We start from the raw sequence: 15,051 nt of genomic DNA, 5'->3' as shown, positions 1-15,051 counted from the left end.
TTTTGCAGCAGGTGGTGATGCTTTCACCTTGAATCTGGGCTATTTTCATGTTTATATTTTGATTGGGTGTCATGTTTATAATGTTTATATTATATGAAACCGCTCGACTGAAAGCTCATTGTTATGTGTAATCATTTTCCAATTCTATAGCCTGCTTTAAGTAATTATTAATCTTTTCACCTTCGGCTTCACTGAGTGAGTAAAGTTTCATGTGCCGCATATCTTTCCCTGTCCCTTCAAGTTCTTGAGCATCTTTTAGATGCGCACCCTGCATTATTTGAAAATTTACATGTTTCTTATGAGCTATTATTGAGCAAATATTCTTCTTCATTGAATAAGTCGGTACACCCCATTTTATTTCTTCCTTTAGCTCTGAAGAAAATGTAGTAACTATCCTGCGCAGTTCTTTTGAGATTTCTTTCATCGGTGATTCTAGCCCGTTAAAATAATCTTCGGCTTTCAATTCTATCCTCCTTTTACATCACATAACGGCCAGGCTCAGTGTGCCGAGCGGTAGCGAGCATCCACTGTAGCCGATGGTTATGCATGATTACTAGGATTTGTGTGTTCTTTGAGTTCATTTGATAAACCCTGGATATCAGCCTCATTAACCAATCCTTCTTGTCGCAGCATCATAAGTTGTATTGTGGCTTTTGAGCGGCTGTGGTCATTAAATAGCAAAGCAATTTGTTTATCATAGCTCTCAATCAATTTGTATAAATAGAGATATTTACCATGATTTGTTGGGTTATCACTATTCTCTAAACCCGCTGATACATCATTTAATATTGTTCCACAGAAGCGTTGTAATGCCTCTTCTTTAATTTTCTTAAACTTCTTCCAATCAGATTCTGAGATCATTTTTCGATCATTTATTTATAACGATTTAGTTCAACATGTATTCAAAGGCATATTGCCTTGATTTCGCCGGATATTAATGCGCAACATGGGTGAAATCAGTTCCAGGCTTGATACCAAATGCCTCCTCCAGAGAGAGTTCATTGATCAACTGGTCACTGGCTTGCTGACCGTACTCTCGTTGAATTTCGCTCAGCAACAGGCGTACCGCATTACGATTGTATCCACTGCCGAAACAGATCTGCTGTTTGATGATTTCGCGCGCTTTATCTATGGTCATATTATGATCCTAGATTCCGTAGTTGACCGCTATAACCTGGCATAAGGTAATGATATGCCACATCAATTAATGGTTTTATCCCTACCCACTGATTGAGCTTACTAACGCTACAAGAATTTGTGAAAAATCTCAGCGCGCCCTGCTGCGTTGTCGCTCTTGTTAAGGGAATAGCCATTAACGGCGATCGACGCCTAGCCGGACACGCCGAGATTTTCCACAAATCCATGTTCAACTGCGGATTCTAGGATGAACCGGTTGTAGAGATATTGACCTATGGCAATATTGTGACCCGCCTAAACAGTTCAATACCCATTAATTATTTCAGGTTGTATCTCTATGTGATTACCCCTATCTGATAGTATCAGAAGAGGTATCATCTGTCTGAAGTACCATTTAACCTGTAAATATTGAACGGTTTATAATTTATACCCAGAGCAATACAAAAGAGGTCAAACTACCCATGGACCAAAAGAACCTGGAAAAAATGTTGGAGCAGGGCACAGATAACGCCTTGCTGCGATATACGCTGGGAACGCTTTTTCTCAAACAGGGAGATTTCCTGAAAGCTGTAGAGCAGTTGACTGAAGCGGTAAAGCTGGATGAACAACACTCTGCCAGTTGGAAACACCTTGGCAAGGCTCTGGCAGGGGTGGAGCAGGTGAAGGAGGCGGCGGATGTTTACCGAAAAGGAATCGAAGTAGCTGAGGCTAAAGGGGATATACAGGCTGCCAAGGAGATGAAGATCTTTCTGAAACGCCTTGATACCAAATCAACATAACAATAGAGAATTAATTATCTTGAATGATCAACCAAACAAACAGCAAGTTAAGGAGTACTTGCTGAAACTGCAGCAGACTATCTGCTCAGCCCTGGAAGAGGAAGATGGTCAGGCTCATTTTTTCCTGGATAGTTGGCAACGCGAACCTGGAGAAAAACTGGGTGGTGGTGGAATCAGTGCAGTGTTGCAGGATGGTGCTGTTTTTGAACAGGCAGGTGTTAACTTTTCCCATGTGCGAGGAGATCAGCTGCCGGGCTCAGCAACTGCTCATCGCCCGGAGTTGGCAGGCCGCGCCTTCGAGGCGATGGGGCTCTCCCTGGTGATACATCCAAACAATCCATATGTGCCTACATCTCATGCCAATGTCCGTTTTTTTATTGCAGAAAAAGAGGACGCTGATCCGGTATGGTGGTTTGGCGGCGGTTTTGACCTAACACCTTATTATGGTTATGACGAGGATTGTCGAGATTGGCACAATACTGCAAAAAAGGCGTGTGATCCGTTTGGCAGTGATGTCTATGCTCGCTATAAAAAGTGGTGTGACGACTACTTCTATCTGAAACACAGAGATGAGCCGAGGGGGATTGGTGGTCTCTTTTTCGATGACCTGAATGAGTGGGGGTTTACCAAGTCATTTGATTTTATGCGCAGTGTCGGTGATCACTACCTGCCTGCCTATCGACCCATAGTTACTCGTCGAAGTGATACCCCTTTTGGTGAGCGTGAACGGAGTTTTCAGCTCTATCGCAGGGGGCGCTATGTGGAGTTCAATCTGGTCTACGATCGAGGCACGTTGTTTGGTCTGCAGTCCGGGGGACGTACCGAGTCTATTTTAATGTCGCTTCCACCTTTGGTGCGTTGGCAATATAACTGGACTCCTGAGGATGGCTCAAACGAAGCTCAGTTATATGAACGATATTTAAAACCCACAGAGTGGGCGGATTGTTAAGGATAGAAAATTGAATATAGAGCAGAAACCCTATGCCGAGTCTTGTGATGAGAATAAGCAACCAATTCTAGAGCAATTGAAGCGCCTGTTAAGCTGTGCCAATTCAGTTTTGGAAATCGGCAGTGGTACAGGCCAGCATGCGGTCTTTTTTGCTGCAGCTATGCCTCATTTGATATGGCATACCAGTGATAAGGAGGAGAATCACGAGGGAATACGTGCCTGGTTGGTCGATGCGAGTTTAACCAACCTGAGAGAGCCGATATCTCTGGATGTATCTGACAGCTGGCCTGAAGAGACTTTCTCTGCAGTTTTCAGTGCAAATACCGCCCACATCATGTCTTGGCCAGAAGTGGAAAAACTGTTTCAAGGGGTAGGCCGCATTTTGGAGCCGGATGGCTGTTTTGTGCTCTATGGCCCATTTAATTATCAAGGCCACTTCACCAGTGAAAGTAATCGCAGATTTGATCAATGGCTTAAATCCCGTGATCCATTGAGTGGTATACGAAATTTTGATGACCTGGTTTTGCTGGCTGGCAATCATGGAATGATACTTGAGGAAGATATTGAAATGCCGGTCAACAATCGCATGCTGGTCTGGCGTAAACAGGGGTCTTGAGTGTTGGATTTGTACATCCGAAAAAAGCCCATAGCTAAGTCATTGATTTGTATATTGTATTTATAGGGTTTTCTGGTTCAGTTTGTGTTCAGTTACGTTCTCTTAAGCTGTAGATAACTTGAGGTGAGTTGTCACCACTGTTTTTCGGAATCAGCCTGGAGAAAATCATGAACAGAACAATATTGATAACCGGAACCGTTCTTCTTACTCTTTCAATGACCGCTACAGCAGGGCATCGTGACCGTTATCGGGATAGTGCCAAGGTTATCGATGTGGAACCAGTCTATCGTACCGTAGAGATATCTGAACCTGAGCGTCACTGTTGGGATGAAGAGGTTGATTACTATCAACCAAGAGGTAAAAAATTTACCGGTACAGTGCTGGGCGGCATTATTGGTGGTGTTGTGGCAAACTCAGTGAGTCGCGGTCGTGGCAGAGGACGTGACGCTGCCACCCTCGCTGGTACGCTGCTTGGTGGCGCAATTGGTCACGACCTGAGTAATCAGGGGCGGGGTGGCCACTACGGTACAACCTATGAACAGCGGTGTGAAACCACTCACCACACCCGCTATAAAGAGCAGTTGGCCGGATACGACGTCACCTATCGTTACAAAGGCCGGGTATTTACCACCTTCACCAATGAGCATCCCGGCGAGCGTATACCGGTTCGGGTAGATGTCAGGCCTGCAGATAGTTATTAGGTCTGTTTGGCAGCAGAAGGATTATCGCTTTCGATCGATGAAAAAGGTATAACAATCGATGAGGGGTTATAGGATTTCTTCATCCCCTGGGGAGATCGGCATTTACTGCTCCCCCGGGGCCAACCCGGTGACTGCAAACAGTTTAGACAATCAGGTGTTTTTATAATATGAGGTCAATCGCTCGACAAATAGTCCAGGCATTGTTGCTCGGATCGCTACTATTGTCACTGACCAACGCTGTAGCGGAGGTTAGCCTCAATAAAGCGGTGGAGCAGGCCAAACAGCGTAAGGGTGGGCAGGTTATCAAAGCAGAGACCCAAACCAGGGATGGCCGAAGAGTGCATAACATTCGTATATTGTCCAAAGATGGGAAATTGCATCGTGTACGCATTAACGCAGATGGCGGAGGCAAGAAAAATGGCGCCAGGCGCTGATCAAAGAAAACACATATCTATTCTTGTCTCTATGAACCTGGTCAGAATCAGGAATAGCATGTAGAAGGCAGTTATCTGGGCAGTTCTGTTGACTTGGTATTGGGAAACTTAGATGCGGGTACTTTTGGTTGAAGATGAGGCGGAGATAAGAGAGCCACTGGCTACTCGACTCGCTGATCATGGTTACACTGTAGATAGTGCCGAGGATGGCGCAGAAGGGCTTTTTTTAGGACGGGAATATGGCATCGACGTAGGTATTGTCGATATTGGCCTGCCGAAGATGTCTGGAATTGAGTTAATCAGTGAACTTCGAAAGCTGGATAAAAACTTTCCAATTTTGATTCTTACCGCCCGCGGAAACTGGCAGGACAAAGTGGAAGGTTTGGAAGCGGGTGCTGATGATTATCTGGTCAAGCCCTTTCATGTTGAAGAGTTACTTGCCAGACTCAATGCTCTTCTGAGACGTTCTGGTGGTTGGTCGCAACCGGTGCTCTCAGGCGGGCCGGTGTCCCTCGATACCCGTACTCAGACGGTCAGTATCAACGATGAACCTGTGGAGCTGACAGCTTACGAATACAAGGTTCTCGAATATATGATGCTACATGCCGGTGAAGTGGTTTCAAAGAGCGAGCTGACCGAACACATCTATGACCAGGATTGGGATCGGGATAGCAATACTATCGAAGTCTTTGTCAGGCGCCTGCGTAAAAAGCTTGATCCTGATGAACACTACAAACCCATTGAGACTCTGCGCGGACGGGGCTATCGATTTGCTCTGGAAAGAAATCTATAACAACCCAACAGTCTCTGGCAAATTCAACGCTATTCTGAACCTGGATAGAGGGTTTTGCAGCGTCCTATGATGGCCAATCACACCAGGCATATCCTATCCATTCGGCAGCGTCTGCTTCTGGCGGCAACTCTGGTGTTAGGGGCTTTTCTCGGGTTAACCGGGTTGTCTCTCGATAAAGCCTTTCGATCTTCTACTGAAGAGGCCTTGAATGCGAGGCTCTTAAGTAGTGTTTATGCACTGCTGGCAGCGGCTGAAGAGGGTCACGAAGGGCAGCTAAAAATGCCTGATGTTTTGACAGATCCCCGTTTCAATCGACCAGACTCAGGCCTTTACGCTCAGGTTAATCTCTATCCAGAGGGTTACCGTTGGCACTCCGGGTCCGCTTTAGGTCAAGCGCTCAGTTTTTCCAAATATATCGCCCCTGGTGAATCAGAGTCTGGACGTTTCAAGATGCCTGACAGAGAGGTTATGGGCCTGAACTTCGGTGTGGTATGGGAAGATTTCAATGGCCGTGAATTGAAATATGTGCTGTCGGTGGCTGAAGATCTGGAACCGATACAGGAGCAGATAGGGACTTTTCGCGACACCCTTTTTCTATGGTTGGGTGGGGCCGCTGTCCTGCTGTTATTGGTGCAAGGATGGGTTCTGAGTTGGGGGTTGTCACCACTGCGTGAGGTGGAGGAGGCGTTGACTGAAATTGAATCCGGACGCTCCGATAAACTCAAGGGGCGCTACCCGAAAGAGCTGAATCGATTGACATCAAATATAAACTCCCTGATTCAGCACGCCCAGGCCAGGCAGCAGCGATATCGGGACAGTCTTGGCGATTTGGCCCATAGTCTTAAGACGCCGTTGGCTATCCTCCAGGGTATAGCAGATCGACCAGGAGAGTATCCTCATCAAACTGTCTGCGATCAAGTGGTGCGAATGAATCAGATTGTAAGCCATCAGTTACAACGTGCGGCCGCTTCGGGGCGTCATGTTCTGACTCAGAGTATTGCGGTTGAACCACTGGTCGAACGATTGATGAAATCACTGGATAAGGTCTATCTCGATAAGGGCATTCAATGGCATATCAGTGTAGAGCCAGAGAGCCACTTTTTTGGGGATGAAGGTGACTTGATGGAGCTGCTTGGGAATCTGATGGAGAATAGTTGTAAATATGGCAAGCGCCAGGTTGCAGTAACAGTCACCGCAGCCAAATCTCTCTATTTCTGCATCGAGGACGATGGAGATGGCATACCAGATAATCAGATTCAGACTGTTTTTCAACGAGGACATCGGGTTGATACCCGACAACCGGGGCAAGGTATCGGCATGGCAGTTGCCGCAGATATCGTAAGTGCCTATGGCGGACAGATAGAGATAGGCACATCATCGACATTCGGTGGCGCAGCTGTGCATGTACGCTTTCCCGAGAATTAATTCTAAAAATTGTTAGGCTCGAGTACAACGAGCCAAGCCCTGCAGGTCAATACCACGCAGTGACAAAGAAAATGGCAATAGAAGATATTACAAACTACATTCGAGTTTCTGAACGGATTGCTTCTTCCGGGCAACCTGAAGAGAAGCAATTCAAGGATATTGCACAAGCAGGCTACCAGTTAGTAATTAATCTGGCGATGCCAAATTCGGACAATGCAATCCCTGAAGAAGGTTATATTGTAACAGCAAGGAAAATGTCATATGTCCATATTCCAGTACCGTTCGATGTGCCAGATATCGAGCATTTGAGAACATTCATTAACATTATGGAGAGTTTTTCGGATAAAAAAATATGGATACATTGTGTGGTAAATAAACGAGTTTCTGCTTTTTTGTATCAGTACTATAAGTCGGTTCATGGCTATACGCATGATCAAGCTTGCCGAGTGATGTTGCCATCATGGCGACCAAATGATGTTTGGCAACAATTTATGGCACTTAAAATCAAGTAACAATACTGTTTCAGCACTCCTTAGAGAGGATATTGTCCGCTATATATTGAAAAAATAGGACTATGACTTGCTTAGTCTGAGAAAGTTCTCCAGGCGAAGCGGGGCTATCTCGTCACGATTGGCGGCACTTTGAATGGCACAATCCGGTTCATGTTCATGGGTACAGTTGTGAAAACGACACTGACCGATATAGGGCCTGAATTCCGGGAAGCCTTGTTCAAGCTCCTGGCGACTGAGATCGGTGAGCCGAAAACTTCGAACCCCTGGTGAGTCAATTAATTTCCCCCCCTGAGGCAGGTTGTAGCATGTCGCAGCTGAGGTGGTGTGCCGGCCCAGGCCTGTGGCTTCAGAGAGTCTGCCAGTCTCAACATCATGCTCCGGAAGCAGGGCATTGATCAATGATGATTTACCAACACCGGATTGCCCGAGCAGAATACTGGTGACCCCCTTCAGGTGTTCGATCAAGGCGTCCAGTCCATGTTCCTGTTTTGCACTTATCTTTATCAGCGGATAGCCAATTTTGGTATAGGCATCGAATTGAGAGATAAAGGTTGATTCCTCTTCCTCTGATAAAAGGTCGATCTTATTGATGGCAATTAGAGGCGGAATCTTGATTGTTTCAGCAGTAACCAGATACTGGTCGAGTAGGTAGCCACTGGGTTCTGGCCTTGGTGCAAGTACAATTACCAGTAGACCGATGTTTGCTGCCAGTGGTTTATGGCGGCCGCTATAGTCGGGCCTGCTGAGGACGCTTTCTCTCGGCAACAGAGCGGTTACAACCCCTTCTGTCTCTTCGACAGGTTGCCATATAACCCGGTCTCCACAGACTGGATGGCCTATGTTCTGACGGGTCTGGCATCGGTGGATCTTTCCTGACCCATCATCAATCCCAAGTGTGGCGCCATGGCGTATGACGACATGCCCCTCCCGGGAGGGTTGTTCATCAGCACTGCTCAGGGATTGATGGGCTCTCTGATCCAGACGTTGTCGTCGTTTCTCTTGTATTGCCTGAATACGACCTTTTTGTTGGATTGTCAGGCGGCGTTTGGCCATGAAGAGATTTTCTTATTGTTTAGGGTCAAATTTGTAGTATTCCTGATTAAGGTATGTGGTGGTACTGTCGATGTCGTCATCGAACCAGGTCAGTCCTAGATTCTGCTCACAAAAACGCACTTGTTTATGTAACCCAGGGAGGTCGCCAACCCTGCGATTTGGACGGGTATAAACCTCACTGCCATGGCATTTAATACAGTGTTCGCCATGTAACTGCTGGCCTCTTTCCAGGTCTTCTGCAAACAGGTTGGAGGAGACAAGGATCAGTAGTGAGGTTGCAGGTATCAGTAGCTTATTCATCAACACTCTCCATTTAAGCTGAAATATGTTTGGTAATGTGGGCAATACGCACAGGAGCCGGAGGATGGCTGTCGTGAAAAAACGAATAGAGCGGATCCGGTGTCAATGTGCTTGCATTGTCTTGATAGAGTTTGACCAGCGCTTTTATCAGAAACTCCCCACTGCTCTGATTTACCGCATAGTTGTCCGCTTCAAACTCGTGGCGTCGTGATAGATAACTGCCAAGCGGGGTAAAGAATATGGTGAAAACAGGGATTGTCAGTATAAATAACAGAAGCGCTGCAGCGTTTGATGGTTCTGTGATGCCCAGACCATTGTAGAACCAGATTTGCTGAGTAAGCCAGCCAAGTAGTGCCATGCCACCGAGCGAGAGCAGGGCCATCACCACCATCTGTTTATGGATGTGTTTGTAGTGGAAGTGACCGAGTTCATGGGCCAGAACAGCTTCCACCTCTTCAACACTGAGGGTTTCCAGCAGAGTATCAAAAAAGACGATGCGTTTGGTTTTTCCGAAGCCGGTAAAATAGGCATTGCCATGGGCTGATCGCTTTGAACCATCCATAACAAAAATGCCATCACTGGCAAAACCGCAACGTTGAAGCAGACTTCGAATACGGTTGCGCATATCACCCTCAGTAAGCGGGGTGAATTTATTAAACAATGGTGCAATAAAGCGGGGGTAAGCCCAGGAGATACCGAGGGTGAAACTTAGCCAGACCAGCCATGCGCCAAGCCACCAGTATTCACCTGCGCTGTGCATCAATTTCAGGATCACCCACAATAGAGGCCCACCAAGCAGTATTGAGAGCACCAGGCCGAGTGCACGATCCTTGAGATATTGTTGAGGTGTGATGCGGTTAAAGCCAAAAACGGCTTCCAAACGGAAGGTTCTGAAGAGGCTGAATGGGAGATCCAGAAAGGAACCTATGAACAAAAATGAGAAAATAAAGGCCATCCCGGTTGTAATCTCTCCCCACTGCCACCCTCCCAAGTAGCGGCTTAACAGATCCAGGCCTCCACCCAGGGTCCAAAACAGCAGCAAAGCAACACCGATCAAGCTTTCGATAAAGGCCAGTTTACCCTTGGCCTGGGTGTAGTCAGCGGCTTTCTGGTGATCCTCGATTGTCACTTTGTCTTTGAACGCAGTGGGTACCATGCCCCTGTTTTTAGCGACATGACTCAGGTGCCGGTAGAGCAACCAGAGCTGTAGCAGAGTACCGAAAATCAGGAACAGTAAAAAAAGTTGTGTAAATAGAGCCATCAGTGGTTTATCAGAAAATCCTAGGTTGTTGGGTCGATAAGCATACAGTCTGAGACAGCTTCCTGCTAGAATCTCGCCGCGAGCCGATAATGCGACAAAGGATACCAAGATGCCTGTTGATGCCTCCAATTTAATTTGGATCGACCTGGAGATGACCGGGTTGGATACGCAACACGATGAAATCATTGAGATTGCAACCATTGTTACCGATGCAAACCTGACTATTCTTGCGGAAGGGCCTGTGATTGCAATTCATCAGCCCGAGGAGAAGCTTGATGCCATGGATGAGTGGAATCAACGCCAGCACGGTGGTTCCGGGCTGTTAGAGCGGGTCAGAAACAGTCAGTATGACGAGGCAAAGGCGGAGGCAGAGACGATTGCCTTTTTAGAAAAATTTATACCCTCAGGGGCTTCTCCGATGTGTGGCAACAGCATCTGTCAGGATCGACGTTTCATGGCCAGGACAATGCCGCAACTGGAAGGTTTCTTCCACTATAGGAACCTGGACGTCAGTACGTTGAAAGAGCTTATCAACCGTTGGTCCCCCTCCTTGAGTGAGGGCTTTTCAAAGCAGGGAAAGCACCTTGCGATGGACGATATCAAAGACTCGATAGCTGAATTGCAATACTATCGGAACCATTTCCTCCGTCTACCTTAGTATATGGGCCAGTTGTGTTGGGTCAAACAGGGAAGTTGCCGCATCTGCTGGTAAAACACTATCTACTGGCAATATCTCTAGCACTCCTGAGTTATCTTCTCTTTAACTCGGTGGATGACTATCTCATCACTGGTGAGGAGATTCTGACAAATCCCGGCTTTACTGACGAACTGACGGGTTGGAAGATCGGTGGAAAGAGAGAATTGATTCAGGTCATTGATGGTGTTGTCGAGATCAACCATCAATCCAAAACTCAATCCAGCAGGCTATACCAGTGTTGGATGCGTTCGGTATTTCCCGGCGGCCTGGTGATGGCGATTGATGCGAGAACCGAGGGTTTGGAGATTGGGCCTAAAGCGTGGCATGGAGCGAGGGCTGGGGTGACAGGATATCTTGCCGATGGTGGGAAAAACTATGAACTAAGCAGTCGATTATTCAATTCTCAAGGAGATCTACCTTGGAATCATTATCATGCGGCTGTGGAAATTTCTTCTGAATTTGAGCAAGTCTGCTTCTCGATCTCACTCTTCAAAACAGCGGGACAGTTGCAGTTTAAAACACCTTCTCTTTATCCCGCAGCTAGTAATCCTACATATACCACCGTTAAAAACCTGTTGCTACTGGTCTGGACTACGCTCTCTGTTTGGTGGCTGATATTACTTATTCAACACTATCGTGGTCGTCCGCAATGGGGCTATCTGGTAGCCATGATCATACTGATTGGGGTTGGGGTTCTGGCACCGATTGAGCTAAAAAGGGCATTGGAACAAACACTCTTTTCTTCTGTTCCTGATTTGTATACTAAGGATATGCTCTCTGCAATGGGACTGTCGTTCAATATCTCACCCACATATTTTCCAGTGATTTGGGATGTATCGAAATTTGGCCATCTGGTTGGCTTTTTTCTGCTGAGTGGGGTTCTCTTTTCAGAACGAGCAAAACCGGTCTGGCTTCTGTTGCCTGGATTGCTGCTAGCGGCATTTGCTACAGAATTGATGCAGTATTTTGTCCCTGGCAGATCGCCGAGGTTCAGCGATGTGATCGTGGATGGCATTGGAATTATTGCTGGTTTGTTGTTGGTCAGACTCTTCGTCAGCAAGCGTCACTCAGTTTCTATCTGATTTTATGACGCTTCAATGCCCAAAGCAGATGCTCCTTGACCATCGGGGTTACCTGATTTGTACGGATTTGCAGTACCTCCACAATCTCGGGTGTAGTGGGTGCATTGCCCAGTGCCACAGCCAGGTTTCTTAGCCAACGCTCATAGCCGATGCGGCGTATAGCAGAACCCTCAGTGCGATTTAGAAATGTGACTTCATCCCATTTGAAAAAAGTGATCAGGTCACTGCTGTCCAAACCTTCACGTGAGTAGAACTCCTCTTCCCGGGTTAAGCAAGCAAAGCGGTTCCAGGGACAGACTTGCTGGCAATCGTCACAACCATAGATTCGATTACCTATGGGAACCCTGTATGGCTCGGGAATAGACCCTTTAAGTTCAATGGTCAGGTAGGAGATACAGCGTCTGGCATCAAGTTGATAGGGGGCTGTGATTGCCTGGGTGGGACAGATATCAATGCAGGCGCTGCAGCTGCCACAGTGGTTTTCAGAGACCTGGTCAGTGGTGAGGGGTAGATCAGTATAGATCTCACCAAGAAAAAACCATGATCCCGAATCTTTGGCTATCAGATTGGTATGTTTGCCAATCCAACCCAATCCAGCTTTTTGTGCCAGGGGTTTTTCAAGTACCGGGGCGGAATCCACGAACAGTCGATGGTGTCCACCTGAGACGGCCTTCTCGATCCTCTGTATCAGTTTTTTCAGTCGCTTTCGCAGCACCTTGTGATAATCACGCCCCAAAGCGTAGCGTGAGATAAAGGCTTTTTGAGGACTGTCCAGTGCACTCTGCAGATCGTCCATCGATTCAGGCAGGTAGTCCATACGCACAGAGATGACCCTGAGTGTGCCGCTTTCAAGTTCGGATGGTCGACTTCTTTTTGTACCATGTTTGGCCATATAGGCCATATCCCCTTGGTAGCCGGATGCCAGCCACTGATTGAGTCTTGACTCCGCCTCTGTCAGGTCAGTGTCTGCGATACCTATCGCATCAAAACCCAGTTCAATTCCCCACTGTTTGATCTGCAGGCTGAGGTTGTTCAACTGATCAGCATTCATCGTCACACTCATGCTGGGAAACTATAACTTACTCCCTGGGCAGTGTCTTATTTGTGTGAGTCTGGTGAACCTCGTCATAGATTTTGAATGGTACAGAATCAATGACGAGGTTCACTAGGCAGAGGATGTTTTGATACCCCAATGGCTTCGCGGTATGGTTCCACTGACATTAGGAGACTAGACAGTTATGCGAGTAATGCCGTTCATCGACACTTTGCCTTTCGCCCTCTATCGGGCTGAGCAAGTGCGCGAATTCGATCGAATCGCCATTGAGGAGTTCTCTATTCCTGGTGAAGTGTTAATGGAGCGGGCCGGTGCTCGCGCCTTTGAAGCTATACAGCATAGATGGCCCGAGATCGGCGAAATAGTGGTGGTTTGTGGATTAGGCAATAACGGTGGTGATGGCTATGTTGTTGCCAGGCTGGCACTCCAGGCAGGCTTTCGAGTCCGTGTACTACAGCTTGGAGACGAGGAAAAGATCAAGGGGGATGCTCTGATCAAAGCCAGGGCCTGGCAGGATCTAGGTCGGGATATTGAGCCCTACCAGGGATTGCCAGGAAAACCTGGTCTGATCGTTGATGCGATTCTTGGTACAGGTCTTGAGCGTGAGGTTATGGGGAGCTGGAGATCTGCGATTGAGCAGATCAATCAACATCAGGCGCCGGTCTTTGCGCTGGATATACCATCCGGACTCCATGCGGATAGCGGCTCTGTATTGGGCGTGGCGGTGAAAGCTGAAGCAACCATCAGCTTTATAGGGTTGAAGCAGGGTATGTTTACTGGAGATGGTCCCGAGTATTGTGGCGACATCAGCTTCGATGCCCTTGAGGTGCCAGCGCAACTCTACTCCCGTCAACTGCTGGCTTGTCGTCGTATAAATTGGCACAAGGCAGTAAATCAAATACCCAAGCGGGATCGTTCCTCCCACAAAGGAGATTTTGGCCATCTTCTGCTTGCTGGAGGTGATACTGGCTACTCTGGTGCAGTGCGTATGGCTGGCGAGGGTGCAGCCAGGAGTGGTGCAGGATTGGTCACTCTGGCAACCCATCCGCAACATGCCCCATGGAGTAACATCGGTCGCCCGGAACTGATGTGCCGAGGGGTGACCGATGAGGCATCGGTGGGGCTCTTATTGGATAGAGTGGATGGTGTGGTGTTGGGGCCTGGTTTAGGCCGGTCGGTCTGGAGTGAGATGCTTTTCAACGCTGTTACCCGGACTGGTCTACCCCTACTCATGGATGCCGATGCGCTATATTGGCTGAAGAGATATCCTGCTCGTAGAGATAACTGGATATTGACACCCCATCCAGGGGAGGCTGCCAGACTTTTGGGATGGGAGACAAAGCAGGTTCAATGTGATCGCTTTGCAGCTTGTGAAGCACTACAGCAACGCTATGGTGGCGTCACTGTTTTGAAAGGGGCGGGAACACTGGTTGGTTCTGATGGCAATCAGGCTGTTGCGCTCTGTAGTGATGGCAATCCCGGTATGGCGAGTGGAGGATCCGGTGATGTACTGAGCGGTGTTATCGGTGCATTTCTGGTGCAGGGTTACCCACTTCGGGAGGCCGCTGAACTCGGTGTCTGCCTGCACGCTGCAGCTGGTGACCAGGCGGCAATCGGGGGAGAGATAGGTATGTTAGCAGGAGACTTGATCGAGGCCCTGCGTCCGACTCTGAATTTGGAGCTGAAGAATGATTGAGCTGACTGTGTCGGGTGAAGCACAGCAAGAGGAGGTCGGGCGCCGTCTGGCAATGAACTGTTTTCCCCCCTGTATTGTCTATCTGGTGGGTGATCTTGGTGCGGGTAAAACTACACTGGCAAGAGGATTCCTAAGGGGCGTCGGTTATCAGGGGCGAGTTAAAAGCCCAACCTACACAATTCTGGAACCCTACGAAATGGGTAAGGTTTCCTGCTATCATTTCGACCTGTATCGATTGTCAGATGTTGAAGAGCTGGAATATCTTGGCATTCAAGACCTGCTTACAGAAGACGCTTATATGTTGATTGAATGGCCGGAAAGAGGCGAGGGTGGCTTGCCTTCCCCTGATCTGGTGGTTGATATTGCTCATGATGGGGCGGCAAGACGAATAAAAATCGGGGGCGTCAGTAGAAAAGGCAGGGAGATATTTCAGGAAATACAAAGTGATCTGGTGGATGGTTAATTTATTTAATAGAAAAATCATCTATCTAGCAGAATAACTTGGAAAAAATACTGACACATGCTATTTTTTATGTTGTGTTTTAATGTTAATTGGTCATGG

Annotated in this window: 19 protein-coding genes; 12 read left to right on the top strand and 7 right to left on the bottom strand. The window is 47.6% G+C overall.

Annotation, left to right across the window (positions count from 1 at the left end):
* Positions 1 to 121: 121 nt before the first annotated feature.
* The 3 genes from AC4IFB_RS09535 to AC4IFB_RS09525 form a co-directional block, all read right to left on the bottom strand.
* Entirely contained in the window at positions 122 to 463 is a 342-nt protein-coding gene (locus AC4IFB_RS09535; RefSeq protein WP_490780032.1) for a DUF1801 domain-containing protein, read from the bottom strand.
* 77 nt (positions 464 to 540) lie between these two features.
* Positions 541 to 861 carry a hypothetical protein gene (locus AC4IFB_RS09530; protein WP_490774809.1) on the bottom strand — a complete coding sequence of 107 codons (321 nt, stop codon included), beginning with the start codon at positions 859 to 861 and terminating at the stop codon, positions 541 to 543.
* Between the two features lie 73 nt (positions 862 to 934).
* On the bottom strand, positions 935 to 1,138 hold the full coding sequence (locus AC4IFB_RS09525) for a hypothetical protein (protein WP_490774810.1): 204 nt from the start codon (positions 1,136 to 1,138) through the stop codon (positions 935 to 937).
* Positions 1,139 to 1,598: 460 nt separating this feature from the next.
* On the opposite strand from AC4IFB_RS09525, the gene AC4IFB_RS09520 reads away from it, so the two are divergent.
* The 8 genes from AC4IFB_RS09520 to AC4IFB_RS09485 all read left to right on the top strand — a co-directional run bounded on the left by AC4IFB_RS09520 (position 1,599) and on the right by AC4IFB_RS09485 (position 7,346).
* Positions 1,599 to 1,916, top strand: coding sequence for a CDC27 family protein (locus AC4IFB_RS09520; RefSeq protein ID WP_490774811.1), 318 nt, complete (start codon positions 1,599 to 1,601; stop codon positions 1,914 to 1,916).
* A gap of 16 nt (positions 1,917 to 1,932) precedes the next feature.
* Positions 1,933 to 2,865 (top strand): oxygen-dependent coproporphyrinogen oxidase, encoded by a 933-nt coding sequence (hemF, locus tag AC4IFB_RS09515; protein WP_490774835.1) that lies wholly within the window; start codon positions 1,933 to 1,935, stop codon positions 2,863 to 2,865.
* A gap of 10 nt (positions 2,866 to 2,875) precedes the next feature.
* Positions 2,876 to 3,481 carry a DUF938 domain-containing protein gene (locus tag AC4IFB_RS09510; RefSeq protein ID WP_490780031.1) on the top strand — a complete coding sequence of 202 codons (606 nt, stop codon included), beginning with the start codon at positions 2,876 to 2,878 and terminating at the stop codon, positions 3,479 to 3,481.
* A 167-nt stretch (positions 3,482 to 3,648) separates the two neighbouring features.
* On the top strand, positions 3,649 to 4,182 hold the full coding sequence (locus tag AC4IFB_RS09505; protein WP_490780030.1) for a glycine zipper 2TM domain-containing protein: 534 nt from the start codon (positions 3,649 to 3,651) through the stop codon (positions 4,180 to 4,182).
* Positions 4,183 to 4,349: 167 nt separating this feature from the next.
* Positions 4,350 to 4,616, top strand: a complete 267-nt coding sequence (locus AC4IFB_RS09500; RefSeq protein WP_490780029.1) for a PepSY domain-containing protein — start codon at positions 4,350 to 4,352, stop codon at positions 4,614 to 4,616.
* Between the two features lie 112 nt (positions 4,617 to 4,728).
* On the top strand, positions 4,729 to 5,409 hold the full coding sequence (locus AC4IFB_RS09495) for a response regulator transcription factor (protein WP_490774815.1): 681 nt from the start codon (positions 4,729 to 4,731) through the stop codon (positions 5,407 to 5,409).
* 54 nt (positions 5,410 to 5,463) lie between these two features.
* Positions 5,464 to 6,834: an ATP-binding protein gene (locus tag AC4IFB_RS09490; protein WP_490780028.1), complete on the top strand. Its 1,371-nt coding sequence runs from the start codon at positions 5,464 to 5,466 to the stop codon at positions 6,832 to 6,834.
* A gap of 59 nt (positions 6,835 to 6,893) precedes the next feature.
* The gene (locus tag AC4IFB_RS09485; protein WP_490774817.1) at positions 6,894 to 7,346 is read left to right on the top strand and encodes a protein tyrosine phosphatase family protein; all 453 of its coding nucleotides are present in this window, start codon (positions 6,894 to 6,896) and stop codon (positions 7,344 to 7,346) included.
* A gap of 60 nt (positions 7,347 to 7,406) precedes the next feature.
* Here the strand turns inward: AC4IFB_RS09485 and rsgA are convergent, their stop codons facing one another.
* The 3 genes from rsgA to AC4IFB_RS09470 are packed head-to-tail and all read right to left on the bottom strand — an operon-like array spanning position 7,407 to position 9,960.
* Positions 7,407 to 8,399 carry a small ribosomal subunit biogenesis GTPase RsgA gene (gene rsgA, locus AC4IFB_RS09480; RefSeq protein WP_490780027.1) on the bottom strand — a complete coding sequence of 331 codons (993 nt, stop codon included), beginning with the start codon at positions 8,397 to 8,399 and terminating at the stop codon, positions 7,407 to 7,409.
* Between the two features lie 12 nt (positions 8,400 to 8,411).
* A complete protein-coding gene (locus AC4IFB_RS09475) occupies positions 8,412 to 8,699 on the bottom strand; it encodes a cytochrome c (protein WP_490780026.1) in 288 nt (95 codons plus the stop codon).
* A gap of 13 nt (positions 8,700 to 8,712) precedes the next feature.
* Entirely contained in the window at positions 8,713 to 9,960 is a 1,248-nt protein-coding gene (locus AC4IFB_RS09470; protein WP_490780025.1) for a M48 family metallopeptidase, read from the bottom strand.
* A gap of 109 nt (positions 9,961 to 10,069) precedes the next feature.
* Here AC4IFB_RS09470 and orn point away from each other — a divergent pair, with 109 nt between their 5' ends.
* The gene (gene orn, locus AC4IFB_RS09465) at positions 10,070 to 10,618 is read left to right on the top strand and encodes an oligoribonuclease (RefSeq protein WP_490774821.1); all 549 of its coding nucleotides are present in this window, start codon (positions 10,070 to 10,072) and stop codon (positions 10,616 to 10,618) included.
* A gap of 14 nt (positions 10,619 to 10,632) precedes the next feature.
* The gene (locus tag AC4IFB_RS09460) at positions 10,633 to 11,739 is read left to right on the top strand and encodes a VanZ family protein (protein ID WP_490774822.1); all 1,107 of its coding nucleotides are present in this window, start codon (positions 10,633 to 10,635) and stop codon (positions 11,737 to 11,739) included.
* On the opposite strand, the gene queG is transcribed toward AC4IFB_RS09460, so the two are convergent.
* The gene (gene queG, locus AC4IFB_RS09455) at positions 11,732 to 12,790 is read right to left on the bottom strand and encodes a tRNA epoxyqueuosine(34) reductase QueG (RefSeq protein ID WP_490780024.1); all 1,059 of its coding nucleotides are present in this window, start codon (positions 12,788 to 12,790) and stop codon (positions 11,732 to 11,734) included. The two genes, AC4IFB_RS09460 and queG, sit on opposite strands and share 8 nt — an antisense overlap.
* Before the next feature lie 187 nt (positions 12,791 to 12,977).
* On the opposite strand from queG, the gene AC4IFB_RS09450 reads away from it, so the two are divergent.
* Positions 12,978 to 14,489 (top strand): NAD(P)H-hydrate dehydratase, encoded by a 1,512-nt coding sequence (locus tag AC4IFB_RS09450; RefSeq protein ID WP_490780023.1) that lies wholly within the window; start codon positions 12,978 to 12,980, stop codon positions 14,487 to 14,489.
* Complete coding sequence (gene tsaE / locus AC4IFB_RS09445) at positions 14,482 to 14,952, top strand: tRNA (adenosine(37)-N6)-threonylcarbamoyltransferase complex ATPase subunit type 1 TsaE (protein WP_490774825.1); 471 nt, start codon at positions 14,482 to 14,484, stop codon at positions 14,950 to 14,952. Before AC4IFB_RS09450 ends, tsaE begins: the two co-directional genes overlap by 8 nt.
* The last annotated feature ends 99 nt before the right edge of the window (positions 14,953 to 15,051 follow it).

Source organism: Candidatus Thiodiazotropha sp. AKIB8 (genome assembly GCF_058244675.1).
The sequence above is the reverse complement of the archived record's forward strand: the minus strand, read 5'-3'. Positions and strand labels throughout refer to the sequence as shown.

Bases quoted from the DNA above. Each gene is read 5' to 3' on its own strand.
- AC4IFB_RS09530 (WP_490774809.1), bottom strand. From the start codon at position 861: ATGATCTCAGAATCTGATTGGAAGAAGTTTAAGAAAATTAAAGAAGAG.
- AC4IFB_RS09500 (WP_490780029.1), top strand. From the start codon at position 4,350: ATGAGGTCAATCGCTCGACAAATAGTCCAGGCATTGTTGCTCGGATCG.
- rsgA (WP_490780027.1), bottom strand. From the start codon at position 8,399: ATGGCCAAACGCCGCCTGACAATCCAACAAAAAGGTCGTATTCAGGCA.
- AC4IFB_RS09475 (WP_490780026.1), bottom strand. From the start codon at position 8,699: ATGAATAAGCTACTGATACCTGCAACCTCACTACTGATCCTTGTCTCC.
- AC4IFB_RS09505 (WP_490780030.1), top strand. From the start codon at position 3,649: ATGAACAGAACAATATTGATAACCGGAACCGTTCTTCTTACTCTTTCA.
- AC4IFB_RS09495 (WP_490774815.1), top strand. From the start codon at position 4,729: ATGCGGGTACTTTTGGTTGAAGATGAGGCGGAGATAAGAGAGCCACTG.
- orn (WP_490774821.1), top strand. From the start codon at position 10,070: ATGCCTGTTGATGCCTCCAATTTAATTTGGATCGACCTGGAGATGACC.
- AC4IFB_RS09520 (WP_490774811.1), top strand. From the start codon at position 1,599: ATGGACCAAAAGAACCTGGAAAAAATGTTGGAGCAGGGCACAGATAAC.
- AC4IFB_RS09470 (WP_490780025.1), bottom strand. From the start codon at position 9,960: ATGGCTCTATTTACACAACTTTTTTTACTGTTCCTGATTTTCGGTACT.
- AC4IFB_RS09525 (WP_490774810.1), bottom strand. From the start codon at position 1,138: ATGACCATAGATAAAGCGCGCGAAATCATCAAACAGCAGATCTGTTTC.
- AC4IFB_RS09450 (WP_490780023.1), top strand. From the start codon at position 12,978: ATGCGAGTAATGCCGTTCATCGACACTTTGCCTTTCGCCCTCTATCGG.
- queG (WP_490780024.1), bottom strand. From the start codon at position 12,790: ATGAATGCTGATCAGTTGAACAACCTCAGCCTGCAGATCAAACAGTGG.
- tsaE (WP_490774825.1), top strand. From the start codon at position 14,482: ATGATTGAGCTGACTGTGTCGGGTGAAGCACAGCAAGAGGAGGTCGGG.